This is a genomic window from Microbacterium sp. P5_E9 (assembly GCF_054049175.1).
This window is the reverse complement of record NZ_JBFUMV010000002.1, coordinates 613,650-627,810: the sequence shown is the minus strand read 5'-3', so window position 1 is coordinate 627,810 and position 14,161 is coordinate 613,650. Positions and strand designations below refer to the sequence as shown.

Below are 14,161 nucleotides of genomic sequence, written 5' to 3'. Positions count from 1 at the left end.
GGCCCGTTCAGCGGACGAACGGACGGATGCCGCGGCCGGACATGCGCACCGGCACGACCAGCGCGACCGGCGTAGGCGACGGCGGTGCAGCTGGCGCCCGATCGATGGGCGTCGGCCCGCCGGTCGGCGCGCCCGACGTCTCGGCGACCGTGCCGAGGAACGTCGGCCCGATCTCGATCACCACGGCTGCCGAGACCGGCTGAGCGGACAGCGCACCGGACGAGCCGCCGCCGAGCGCCGCGGGACCGGACACCGGGGCATCGGTGATCGTGCCGTTGACGCTCTTCTGCGTGGGGAGCGTGTAGCCCGTGCCGGTGCCGAGGGTGAGGATCACCGTCTCGGCCGGCTCGGTGGAGGTGTCACGGAGCGGCGTGAGCGTGAGCGTCACCGTCGTGACGCCGTTGGCGAGGGTGACGGCCGTGCCCTTGTTGTTGAGCGTGCCGCCGACGGCGGTGACCGTGTAGTCCTTGCCGTACACCGCGGTGCCAGACCAGGCGAGCTGGATCGTGATCTGCGAGTCGGTCTTGCCGGTGCGCGTGATGACGAAGGTCAGGGTGTCGGCGGGGTTCTCCACGCCGACGGCGTCGGTGGCGGTGAGCGTGAGGTACGACGTGGTCGGTGCGACGTCGTTGTCGACGATCGTGCCGCTCGCCAACGCCGGTGAGCCCACGCTGTATCCGGATGCCGCGACCACCGCGAGGGTGACGGTTTCACTCGGCTCGACGAGCGTGTCATCGAGCGGCCGCACCGTGACCACCGCCGACGCAGAACCAGCGGCAATCGTCAGGATGCCGCCGGAGTACGTGCCGCCCGTGACGGTGACGCCGTAGTCGGACGCAGCGGCGCTTCCACCGAAGGAGACGCTGACCGCGAGCGCCGCGGCGGTGGATCCCGAGCGGGTGACGGTGAACACGACTGGGTCGGTCCCCTGCTCGGCACCGGCGGCATCCGTCGCCGTGATCGTGACGGTGGGCAGCGCGGGCGGCGGGTCGTTGTCGGCGATGGAGCCGCTCACTGACGTCGCGCCGCTCCTGTCATAGCCGGATGCGGCGACCACCGCGAGGGTGACGGACTCCGACGTCTCGACGAGCGTGTCGTCGAGCGGCCGCACCGTGACGACCGCCGACGCCGAACCAGCGGCAACGGTCAGGACGCCACCGGCATACGTGCCACCCGTGACGGTGACCGCATAGTCGGATGCCGCGGCCGTTCCGCCGAAGGAGACCTGTACGGAGAGGGCTGCCGCCGTGGATCCCGAGCGGGTGACGGTGAAGACGATCGGATCGGTCCCTGCCTCAGCACCCGCCGCATCCGTGGCGGTGATCGTGACGACCGGAAGCGACGCCAGCACAGTCACGAGCTGGGTGCCGATGGTCTTGTTCCCGAAGGCGTCGGTCGCTGTCCAGGTGATCGTCGTGATTCCGATGGCGAACAGGTTGCCGGCCGGCACACCCGTGCGGCTCACCGTGACGCCCGCGACATTGTCGCTCGCCGTCGCCGTGCCGAGGGTCGCATCGCTGATGAGAAGCGTGCCGGCGCCGGCTGCGGCCGTGCGGGTGACGGCCGGAGGCACCGTGAGGGTCGGGGCGATCGGGTCGGGTGAGAACGTCAGCGGAACGCCGTACGTGACATGCACGGTGTCGAACGTGGTCGCGCCGGTCATGGCGAGCAGGCCCAGCTGCCCGTCGGCCACGGCGCCGTTGTAGGCGAAGGACCCGAGCGTCACCCCGTCGACGCTCACCGTGACGGTCGTGCCGAAGAGGGTGACGACGAGCTGATGGGCGACCCCAGCCGCGAGCGCGGCCGCGAAGGTCGCATCGACGACGGTCTTGCCGTGGATGCGGTGGGCGAGCACGACCGTACCTGTCGCCTGGTCGAGGCGAACCATCTTGTAGTCGGTCGCGCCGTAGCCGTCGATGATGAAGCCACCCGAGGCGCCGGCGGCCAGGTTGACGCTGGCCGCGACGGTCGTCGTCGTGCCGCCGGTCGCGCGGGCGGGGAGGTCCATCATGCTCGTCGCAGGAGTCGATCCGGCTGTGCCGCGCAGGACGCCGTTCGTGACGCTCCACGTGCCGGTGGCCGTGTGGCCATCCGCGACGCCGTCGCTGAAGTCCTCTGTCGTGTCGAAGGTCGTCTGTGGGGGCACGGTCTGCACGACGAAGCTGTCGAACACGCCGCGCGAGTTGTCCGACCCCACCCCGACCAGCCCGGTGTTGAGGCCGCGCGCGACCCCATCGACGTAACGGGGGGCGAATTGATAGGTGAGCTTCTGCACGCCGTCCAGCGAGACCGTCACGAAGATGCCCGACACCGACACGAGCAGGGCGTAGTACCTGTCGGCCACGATGCTGCCGACGGCCGCCTGCACATCGACGATCCAGCCGCTCGCGTTGCGGTGTCCCATCACGATCTTGTTGGTCGACTGGTCGAGGCCGGCGAACTTGAAGTCGGTCGGCGAGTAGTAGTCGAAGATGACGTATGCGTTGGCCTTCCAGCCCGCGGTCGGCTTGGTCACCTTCACCGACGCGCCGACCTCGTAGTACACCGGCAGGGTGTCGTCGACGACGAAGACGGCGGCGGCGTCCTTCCCGAGCGACGCTGCGGCAACCGACAGCGCCCCGCCGGACACCGACCAGACTCCGCTGTCGATCGCGGCGGCGCTGAGCCTGCCATCGTCGAAGCTCGCGCTGCGCAGCACGTCGCGCTTGCCGCCGGGGATGTTGCCCGCCTGCGGATCTGCCGGGGCACCGCTCTGGTCCTGCCAGAGGCCGTGGTCCTGCTGTGTGATGAGGCCGATTTCGCCGTAGGGCTCACCGTTGCGGTCGGCGTAGTCGATGTTCCAGTCGGCGGCGCGGGTCGCGTCGGCGCCCTGCGCGGCCGAGAGGGCATAGAGGAACTCGAAGAGCGCGGGAGGCACCTGGCGGCTCACCGTGGCGATGCCGAACGGGGCGAACGGCACGAGGTAGCTGTTGAACTCACCGGTCCAATCGATGAGCCGGTCGCCGCCCGTGTTGCCGATCAGGATGTCGCGACCCGCACCGCCGTAGGCGCGATCCTCGTACGCCGGGTGGGTGTCGGGAGTGTTGTTGAGCCACGTGTCGCCGGTCTGCGTGCACGTGCCGTTCGGCGTGGAGGCGAGGCATCCGGAATGGAGGTCGTCGTCGGCTTGCAGCAGGTCATTGCCCCAGCCTCCCCACAGGGTGTCGTGGCCGGTGCCGCCCACGATCCAGTCGTTGCCGAGGTCGCCGAACAAGACGTCCGCGCCGTCGCTCTTCGCGGGACCCGAGCCCAGGCAGTCGCCGTTCGGTGCGAACGAGATGCAGCCGACGATGGTGGGGCCCTCGGTCGTGACGTTGTTGAGGAACCAGTGGTTCGGGTATGCCGTGATGTCGGCGCTGCCCGTGCAGGTGTGGCCGCTCGGGGTGTAGCCCGTGCAGGTCCACACCGATCCGGTGGCATCGAAGAGGATCGCGCGGCGCGGCTCGTACTCGTCGTAGAGGTCGAACTCTCCGGCGCGGCGGGTGCGGTCGTAATGCCAGCCGTCGATGTCGTCGGGGTTGAAGCGGAGGATGTCGCCGGGGTTGTTCGGGTGTCCGAAGTCGATGCGCACCAGCCCGCTGCGCACCGCGGTGCAGTCGATCGACAGCCCACCTGTGCAGGTCTCCACATAGTTCGGCGCGTACCCGGCGACGAGAGCTTCGGCGCCGGTCATCGCGTCGTCGCCGACGCCGCCGTGCAGCGCGTCGTTGCCGAGTCCGCCGAAGAGGATGTCGTCGTAACCGCCGTCCGGCCGGTAGAGCGGGTCGAGGTCGTTCGGGTCTGCGAAGAAGGGCGTGAGGTTCACCGTCTTGTTGAGCACACCGGCGACGTTGATCGTCTCCTCCTGCACGTGGCCCGGAGTGTAGATGACCTCGCTGAGGACGTCGCCCTGCGTCGTCTTCGCGTCGGGGTCGGTGGGGAACAGCGCGAGGATGCCGTAGAGAGGCTCGCTGTAGCAGGTGGTGCCGTTCGCGACGCAGGTGACGCCGGTCGTCGTCCATCCGGTCGACGCGTTGCGGCTGGTCGAGATGCGGCCGTCATCGCCCAGGATGCCGTCATCGCCGGTGCCGCCGGTGATCCAGTCGTCGCCGTACCCGCCGATGAGGTCGTCGTCCTGACCGTCGCCGTAGATGACGTCGTTGCCGGTCATGCCGTACACGGTGTCGTCGCCGGACTCGCCGTGGACCTCGTCGCCCCGGCCCCGGTCGGTCGCCGCGAGCAGGGGCCGGTAGCCCGGTCCGCCGAAGGTGTAGTCGAGCATCTCGACGGCCCGCACGACGAGTCGCAGACCGCCGGTGTAGGTGTCGTAGGCGAAGGTGAGGTAGCGCCCGGAGTCGCCCCCGTTGGTGCCTACCAACCGCAGGATGCGGGCATTGTCACCGGCGATCACGTCGGCGTCGCGGGCGTGACCGGCATCGGCGGTGATGATCGAGCCGTCGCTGCCGTAGGTCGCCTTGCCGGGATCGTTGCGCGCGATCTCGGTACCGGCGCCGCCGAAGATCATGTCAGCGCCGGTGGGCCGGCACATCGCGTCGAGGCAGAACGAGCCGATCGCGCGCCAGTTGGCGGTCGCTTCAGTGAGCGTGAGCGTGATCGTGCCTGCGGCGGCGTTGATCGCCACCATGACATCGATGGGATCGGCGATTCCTGCGCCATACAGGGTGAGCTTGACGGGCCCCGCGGTGAGGCCCGTCGCGGACCCGGCGAGGGTGAGCATCTTGCCGTCGGCCGAGACCCCGATCACGCGCCACTGGGTGGGCGTACCGCCGGTGCCGAAGAAGGTCGTCTTGCCGGCGACCCGCTGCGAGAGGGTCACCCGCTGGTTGTCGCCGAGGCCGTACAGGTCGGACGAGTCGCCGATGATGTCGTCCTGGCCCAGGTTGCCGAAGATCGTGTCGTCGCCGCCGTTGCCCTCGATGTAGTCGTCGCCGTCGGTGGTGCGCTCCACCGACGGGTGCACGACGAGGGTGTCGATGACCGTCTGATCCGTACCGCGCCATGCGCCGATTCGGGTACCCGTCGGCCCATCGGGCAGGAGCACAGGACGCGGGTTGGCGGCGGTCAGGTTGTGGACGTAGGCCACCAGGACGAGTCCATCGACCTGGCCGTCGCCCTGGATGACATCGTGGCCGAGTTCACCGAAGATCTCGTCATCGCCGGCACCGCCCGCGATGTAGTCGTCGCCCCAGAGGTCGGGTCGGGTCGACTCGACGGCGTCGCTGTGGTCGAGCAGCGTGATGCGGTACTGCGCACCCCCGTTGGGGTCGTGCTGCATCGCGTCGGTGACCTGTGCGTGGCCGTCGGTGCCATTCGGGATGCTCGTGCCGTAGATGGTGGTGCCGATGAGGGCGCGCATCCGGGGGTCGAGGGTGTCGGGGCGGAGGCAGCAGTCGGCGTTGTCGCCGGCGATCAGATCGTTGCCTGTGCCGCCGTCGATGATGTCATCCCCGTCGAGAGCACCCGAGACGTTCGACCCGCCGATGAGGAGGTCCGCGTCATCCTCGCCGTAGATGATGTCGTTGCCCTGCTGCCCCATGACGATGTCGTTGCCCGCGCCGGCGTACACGAGGTCGTCGCCCGACCCGCTGGCGGTCGTGACGTTCGTGGCCCGGAAGTCGATGGTGCCGCCGAGGTCGACGCACACACCGTTGCGTGGGTCGTCGGGGTCGTAAGGGGTGGTCGTGCAGGTCACCTTGCCCTGGTCGCCGAAGATCAGGTCGGCGCCACCGAAGCCGTAGATCACATCGTTGCCGGCACCGCCGAAGAGGATGTCGCGCTCGTCGCTCCCGTAGATCGTGTCACCACCGCCATCCGTATCGGCGAAGCCGACGGTCTCGATGATGCAGATGAGGAATTCGTGCACCGAGAAGCTCGAGACGTGGCTGTCCGCGATCTCGGGGTTGGTCGCGAGGCGTGCACTGTCTCCGAAGACGAGGTTCTTGCCCTGACCGGCGGTGAGCACATCGCCGCCGACACCGCCGATGACGATGTCATTGCCGCCGCCCGCGGTGATGGTGTCGCCACCGCCGAGACCCGTCGACGACTCGAACGAAGAGATGACCTCGATGTCGTGGGCGTCATCCGCGATGTTCGCGGCGACGGTCCCGCGCAACAGGTAGTCGACGAAGCCGTAGTCGCCGATGATGATGTTGTTGCCGTCGATGATCCGGCCGCCGATGGGGAGATTTAGGTTCTCGCCGAGGTTCGCAGTGATGACGTCGCCCGCGCCGCCGCCGAAGATCATGTCGCGGCCGATGCCGGTGACAATCGTGTCGATGCCGCCGAACTCGTTGTTCGCCGGCACTCCGCCGACCGGGACGTAGCCCTCGACGAGCTGCAGGACGCGCACTTGGTAGTCGTCGTGAGACCCGTCACCGTACTCGCTGGGCATCGGGCGGTTCGCGATCGCCAGAGGATCCTGCGAGCCGGTGATCCGCCCGTGGTCGCCGAAGACGATGTTCTGCCCGTCGCCCGCGTTGATGTTGTCGCCGAGCGCTCCACCGGCGACGATGTCGTCGCCGGGGCCGGTCGTGATGGTGTCGACGCCACCTTGCTTCTCGTCGATGCTCTCGACGAGGAAGAGGATCGTGACGCTCTGCGTGCCGGGGATGTAGACCATGTGGCCGTTGTCACCGAAGACGACGTCCGATTCGCCATTGCCGTCGATGCGGTCGCTGCCATTGCCGCCGAAGATGCGGTCGCGGCCGAGGTCGCCGGTGATGGTGTCATTCCCACCGTCCTCGGCGCGAGTGGTGCGGATCTCGCGCACCCAACCGGCGGTCTGGATCTTCTCGAGCCGGCTCGGGCGGTGGTAGCCGTACACGCCGTTGTCGACGACCGGATCGGGGTTCGTGTCTGCAACGAAGACGCCGAGCGTCGCCTCCTCGGTGTCTTGGATGACGGTGCCGTAGTCGCCGAAGATGATGTCGTCGAACGTGTTCGCGGTGGCGCTTGTGGATCCGTCGCCATCGCCGTGCAGGACGTCGTTGCCGGCTGCCAGGCCATCGCGGTTCGCGTAGACGCTGGCGTTGCGCCAGGGGATGGTGAGGACCCGGGTGATGACGTCGACGTTCACGCCGTTGTCGCCGTAGATCTGGTCGCTGCCGCGGCCGCCTGAGATCGTGTCGTTCCCCGAGCCGCCGGCCAGGAAGTCGTGGGCCGCGCTGCCGATGATCGTGTCGTCGCCCGCACCTCCGTAAGCGGTGAAGCCAACGGTCTGCAGCTGTGCATCGGCGACTCCTGCGAACAGGGCGCTCGCGTCGATGACGTCGTTGCCCGCCTGCGTGAACGGGTTGCCGACGGGGAAGATGAACCGCGCGTCGCCGTTGCCGATCTCGGTGGGGAACGGCTTCGTGCCGAACGATCGCACCGACTGGACGCGCGGGTCGCCGCTGTACCAGAGGCCGTCCTGGGACGTGTCGCCGTACACGACGAGCGGGGAGCCCGGGCCGGCGCCGCCCGTGATGGTGATCGTGTCACCGCCGATGCCGCCGCTGGGCAGCATCCAGTTGCCGCCACCGTGCACCGTGGTCAGTCCGCCGTGCACCGCCACGTCGCCCAGCGTGCCGTCTGCCTTCGTGTCGCGCCCGGGAAGCAGGGTGCTGGTGATGAGCAAGGTGTCGTTGCCCTCGCCCAGCAGGATGTTGAGCACCTCGATGGTGCTGTGCGAGGTGGCAGGGTCGAGGACGATAGCGCCGTAGCTGATGCCGGGTGGGAACGAAGTCGGCTCGCCGAAGGGCATGATCTCGCCAGTCCCCAGCTGATCCGAGAAGTCCAGCGGCACCGCGTTCATTCCGAGCCCGGTGATCGCCATGGCGGTCAGCAGACCGTGGTGGTCTTCCTGGCTCGAGTCGGCGTAGACGTTGAGCACGTCGACCTGCTGCGACTCGGGCGGCTGCTGGGCGATCTGGAAGAGCGGGCCGTTGCCCTCGCCCGGCAGCAGGACAGCGGGCCGGAGCGAGCGGTCGGCAGCGGTGGTCCCGCCCTCCACCGCGAGCGGGCCGCGGATGCCCGACAGGATGTGCGGGCGCTTCGCGAACGTCTTCCAGTTCTCGCGGCCCGGGGCCAGGAGGTACAACGGGTCGGCCTCGAGACCCACGGTGACGGGCTCATACCAGTTCTGGGGTGTGAAGGTGACGACCGCAGCCCACTGCGTCACGGTGAGAGTCTCGAAGATGTCCGCGGCAGGCTTGGCCTTCGCGGTGAGGGTGATGAGGTCCAGCACGCCGAAGTCGCTGTTGCTGATGAGCTGGATCTTGTAGAGCGCCGCGTCGGGGCCGATCTTGATGAGCTGACCCTCGAGGAACCCGGCGTCGAGCCAGCTCTGGCCGTCGGTGCGGCGCAGCGTGCCGGTGGCCTGGTCGTACTCGACGCCGCCGGTGAAGAGTCCTCGAGTGACGAGCCGGCTGACCGTGGCCTGCGTGAGTGGGCCCGTGGCCGCCGGAGCGGCGGTCGCGCTGAGGGTGAGGGTGAGGCCGCCGTTCGTGATGCCCGTGATCGTGAACTCGCCGAGGTCGATGCCGTTGTTCACCAGGCGGATGCGCTGGCCGGGCGCGAAGCCCTCGTCGGAGAAGTTGCCGAGCGCCGAGTCGCCCGTGCGGGTGAGCGTGTAGCTCGTGCCGCCGCCGGCGAGGGTGACGCTGCCCGCGAACTGGCGCAGTGCGACCTCGCCGCCGATCGCCTGGTAGCTCACGCGGCCGCCCTCGACGACGTCGGTCTGCCCGTCGCCGACGAGTGCGACGGTGACCGGCGCGCCCGGCTGCCCGGTGAGGCGGATGTCGTAGGAGTCGTCGGGGCCGCCCGGGACGCCATCGCCGGCGACGACGAGCGTGCCGGTGCCGGTTTCGCGCACGTAGACGCCGGGGGTGTCATCGTCGTGGACGAGGATGTCGAGCCGCACGCGGCGCACCGACGCGTATTCGCCGGAGAGCACCTCGAAGGTAAAGGTGGTGGAGTGCGGGTCCTGCCGCACTGCGTCGTCCGTGCCGTGGATGGTGAGCACCACGCCGGTGTCCCACGAGCCTGCCGCGATCGTCACGTCGTAGGCGCCCGGGACACCCGCGACGGCGGCGACGCCGGCGCCGGTGATCCAGGCACGGTCGTCACTGAGCGTGACGCGCACCGTCACGGCCACTCCGGGGTCGGTCGCCAGTCGTACTCGGACCTGATCCGTGAGCTCGGTCGTACCCGTGCCCTCGATGACAACCGTGTCGGCGTCGGCCTGGCCCGTGGCATCCAGCTGCACGAGCTGGATGGCGGCCAGGTCGTCGTCGTGCACCGTGACCTCGACGTTGCGCACGGTGGCGCCGTCGAAGTCCGGGTCGGCGCTGAGCACGGAGTGGCTCACCATGACGACCCGGTCGCCCTCCTCGAGGTCGTCGTCGGCGGCGATCACCGAGACGATCTGACCGCTCGCCTTGTTCCAGGCGTCGGGAGTGAACACCAGCACGATCGCGTGGGCGGGAACGTGCCTGGTCTGACCGTCGATGACGATGTCACGGTCGTAGTCCACGGCGCCGAACAGCACGCGCGAGAGCCATACGGTGTCGCCGTCGTGGGCCGCCTCGTTCGACGACGAGCGGGCCGCCGACACGGTGACGTACACGTTCGCGTCAGGCCGCTCGGCGAGATAGACGAGGTAGGAGTCGGCGACACCCGTGCCCTCACGGACATCCGTGAACCCGGCGGTCTCCTCGATGATCACCTGACCCTGCGTGCCGTGTGCGACGGTGACCTCGACGCCGGGGGCGAGGATGCCGTCGTAGAGCGGGTCGCCGCTGCGCACGTCATGGTTCACGACGCTCGAGGTGCCCTCGATGTCGCGTGAGACGACGGCGCCGGTCACGTCGCCCGCCACGTTGATGACGTCCGAGCCGAGACCGCCGATGACGCGGGTCGCCACGCCCGGCGCGGTCGAGAGCACATCGAAGATGTCGTCGCCCTCGAGACCGTCGACCTCGAGGATCTCGATCGTGGAGTAGGTGACAGCGAGGCCCGCACCGTAGATCGCCTTCGCGGTGACGACGATGTGGTCGGCGAACTCGGTGCCCAGCACGACGACCTTGTCGATGCCGTTGCCGCCTTCGATCGAGACGGGCGCGTTGATGTTGTACTGCACCTGGTTCTGACCGGCGCCCGTGCGGACCTCGGTCGTCGCGGCGGTCGAGAAGAGGCTCTCACCCAGCAACGGCATCGCGACCCGTGCGGCGACATCGCGCCACACGATCTCGCCGGTCGCCGGGTCGGTCTGGGCGAGGGCGAAGGCCCGCACGACGAACAGGTCGTTGCCGTCGTCGCCCTCGAGGCGCAGCGGCGCCTGGTTGGAGTAGACCGTGAAGCTGTCGTTGCCGTCGCCACCCTGGGCGATGAGCGCCTCGCTGGCACCCGCCGAGAGCCATCCGCGCGTTGTGGCGATGGTCGCGAACACGTCGTTGACGGCGAGCGACCCGCCGGTCGTTGAACCGGGAAGGCCCGTGGGGTTCGTCGCGTCGCGCTGCAGGCCGTAGAGCTGGCCGATCTGGAACGCGTCGTCGCCGGCCCCGCCGTCGAGCGTCACGAGCACCGTCGTGTCATCCGAAGCGAAGTAGTCGTTGCCGCCGAGGCCGAAGACCGTGAGGCGCCCGTTGAGCGCTGTGTCGTAGCCGATGCGCTCGACCGCGAACGCGTCGGCACTCAGCACGGCGGTGCCGGCCGGGGCCGCCACGCCGAGCGTGGTGTGCAGCAGGGCGACGAATGCCGGCCGGATGGCGTCCTCGCCGTCGATCTCCGTGACGGCCCGCAGCAGGAAGAGGTCGTCGTAGGGGTGCGGCGTGTTCGGAGCGGAGGTGCCGTTGAGCGTGCTGTCGTAGCCGTAGATGTCGAGCTCGTCGACCCCGTCGTCCGGGCGTCCCGTGTCGAGCACGTAGGCGACGAAATTCCGCGGGCTGCCGTGGCTGCCGGTGGTGTAGAAGGTGTAGTGGTCGGTCTCGGCCTGGCCGTCGAGCACGAGGGTGTGGCCGGCCGCCACGTTCATCGTCTGGAGATACCAGACGGTGAACTCGTCCTCGCCGTCGGGTACCGGGTCGCCGTTGGGCGGCACGACGGCTGCGGGATCCACCGCGGAGCCGTGGATGCGCGTGTCGCCGCCCAGGTGGATGTAGCCAGGCGAGTCGACCGTCGTCTTCGTATTGGCCGGGTCGATGCCGGTCGCGTCGCCCAGCTGGAAGCGATCGACATCCGTGTGTCCCCAGATGTTGGTGACGGATGCCGAACCCGGCGTGATGTCGCCGCGCAGCACGATCGTGGTGCCGTAGCCCGTGTCGCCGTTGGTGTCGTCGCCGTAGATGTCGATGTCGCCGCCGGCGACGATCTCGCTGTTCTCGGTGGACGAGACGTCGTCGCCGACGCGCAGCAGCACGAAGCCGGTCGCGGCGATGCGGCCACGCGGGATGGGGAGCTCGGCGTTCTCGGTGAACCACACCGTGCCGTCGTGCAGCAGGTCGAGGTCCTCGTCGAGGTCAGCGGACTCGCGCACCGTCACGGTGACATCCCCGCCGAGCGCCTCAGCGAGCACGAGCCGCAGCGTGCCGTCGACTTCCGTGAGCCAGATCGAGAGGGACGCCTCTAGCCCGACATCTCCACTGCCCGAGAACTGCGAGTCGATCTCGAGGTCGTCGTCTCCAAGGCCGATGCTGCCCCCGTTCGCATCGAGGTCGATCGAGTCGCCGTACACGTCGGCAACGTCGTCGCCGAGCGCGTCGAGGATCGATCCCGCTCGCGTCGTGAGGGTGACGTCGCCGAACGAGAACACGAGCAGCACCCGGAGGTCATCGGAGGATGCCGGGATGCCGTCGATCTCGGTGATGAAGATGCTCTTGCCCGCGCCGGCGGACAGCCAGCCCTCCCGCACCGCGCCGTCATGGTTGGACGAGTCGATCTCCAGGAAGTTCGTCGTCGAGCCGATACCGCCGGAGACGGCGACCAGTGAGATGTGCACTCCGACGACGTCGGCGTCGGCATCGCCGGTGGTGGCTGCGGCGTTGGCCCCCGCCTGGGCGTCGACGATGGATGCCGTGCGGGACGTGAGCAGCACGTCGCCGCCGCGCGAGCGGATCATGCCCGCCCGGAGATCGCCCGCGACCTCTTCCAGGGTGACGGCGCCGTCGACGCTCACATCGATGTGACCCGTTCCGAGAACGTCGGTGAAGCCGGCGATCGTCACCGTCGGGCCGTCGAGGCCGGCCATGCCGCTCGTCGTCCAGTTCGCGGCGCCCTGCACGTCCGCGATGATGATGTCACCGCCGGCGACGATGCCCGCGGAGGGCGGGTCCGTCGCTGCGGCAGTGGTGGTGCGAGGCAGCGTGTAGCCCGCCACCCCGCTGGAGTGCGTCATCACCTCGCGTGCGGCCACGACGGCGGTGAGCTCGAAGGTCCAGACGGATGCGATCGGCGATCCGCCGAGCGCATAGGCTGCCGGGTCCCGCTCGAGCTCCGTGGTGTCGGGGCGGAAGTGGCTGCTGTGGGGCTGGTCGTAGTCCTCGCTGTCGACGACCACGCGGATGTTCCCGGGCGAGCCCGTGGCATCGTCGCGAACGCTGTCCTCGATGACAAGGTCCGCGTGCCCGCCCGTCGTGATCTTGTCGATCCCCACCGCGAGGTACCCCGTGTCGGTCTCGAGGGGGCAGAGCGTGCCGCGCTCGACCGCTTGCAGATAGAGGTATGCATCCATGCCCGCGGTGACGAACATGCGGAAGTCGCGGCATGAGTCGTCGGTCGCCGCGGGCCGGTCGCCGCGGTTGGTCGACTTCACGAGGCGCACCTCGACGCGGTCGGAGGCGGTGCCGATCGAGCCCTCGGTCGCCTCGATCTCGGCAACCCAGGTCTCGATCCAGGCGATGCCGACCGAGCGGATGTCGCCCTCGTCGTTGAGCAGCCGCGTCCAGCCGGCGGGGTTGAGGATGTCGCCGCGCACCACGATGTCGGCAGCGGTGCCGAGCTTCTGCACGTCCACGATGGAGCCGGCCGGCGTGAGGTTGCGCCAGAGGTCGAACTCCATGACATCGTCGTCGGCGTGACCCTCGGAGGTGCCGGTGGTACGGAACTGCACGAGTGGCACCTGGCAGGTCGCGGTCGCGTCATCGCAGCGATAGATCATGTCGATGCCGACGATGTTCAGTTCCTGGCTCGAGCGGTCGATGATCGTGACCGACTCCAGGTTGTCGCGGAACGTGAAGACCGGTATGACGCCTGCGGGGTTCTGGCTGATGTCGGCGAGGAACGCCACGTCCCCGTAGCCGTCGTTGTGCACCTTGACGTAGTAGTCGCCGTCGGTGATGTGGGAGCCGACGCCGAGCTTGGGGCCGCCGGCCACCTGGCTCAGGTCATCCCACACGTCGATGTTGTTGAGCGCCTTGATGAATCCGTTCTCGTCGATGACCAGGAGGGGCTGGCCGCCGCGACCACCCAGAATGATGACATCCGCGCCCCAGGTGACGGTCTCCTTGTTGCTTTCGCCGAGGTTCTTGGAGGCCTCGACCAGCAGCGCGAGCGCGGGGTCGATCTTGTCGAGGCCGACGCTGGTGCCGTCGACCAGGCCGGTCTCGGCCACCCGCGTGTTGTCACGGGCGCCGGCAGTGACGACGACGTAGTTCGTCGCGGAAACGGTCGTTGTGAGGTTCGTCGACCCGTAGCGGTGAGGGATCGGGAAGGCGAAGAGCGCTACTGCCACCGGAACGGGAAGCTTCACGATTTCGATCGCGGCGGCGACCGCGCGGATGTCCACTCCCCGCTCACCCGTGATGCGGGTGACGTCTGCGGCCGCGCCGAGGATGTCGACCTTGGTCACCGCGTCCACCTGGACCATCGCATCTGCCAGAGCGACGGCCACACCGAGGAAGATGGGGCTGAAAGCGGTGGCCAATGCTCGCGCCCTGGCGTAGAGGCGGTCGTTGAAGGCGCCGATCGCCACGGACTCACCTGTGATGGTCGCTCCGGCTCCGACCGTGACGATCGTGTCGGCAGCTACGCGCGCACCGCGGTTGTCGTTGGTGCCGTCGGAGTCGGCGCCGGCACCCAGCCCCACCGAGAAGGTCTCGCTCAACGTCTGCACATCCGCGCGGGAGCGCGCGGCGAGGATGAGAGCGTC

At 68.8% G+C, this 14,161-nt stretch carries 1 protein-coding gene (running past one end of the window); it reads right to left on the bottom strand.

The window, feature by feature from the left end; all coding sequences use genetic code 11:
* Window positions 1–7 precede the first annotated feature (7 nt).
* Window positions 8–14,161, bottom strand: the 3' portion of a protein-coding gene (locus ACXJ3V_RS06195; RefSeq protein WP_457099382.1) for an HYR domain-containing protein. The gene runs 19,983 nt beyond the window's last position; only the last 14,154 of its 34,137 coding nucleotides appear in the window; its start codon lies beyond the right edge, outside the window; its stop codon occupies window positions 8–10.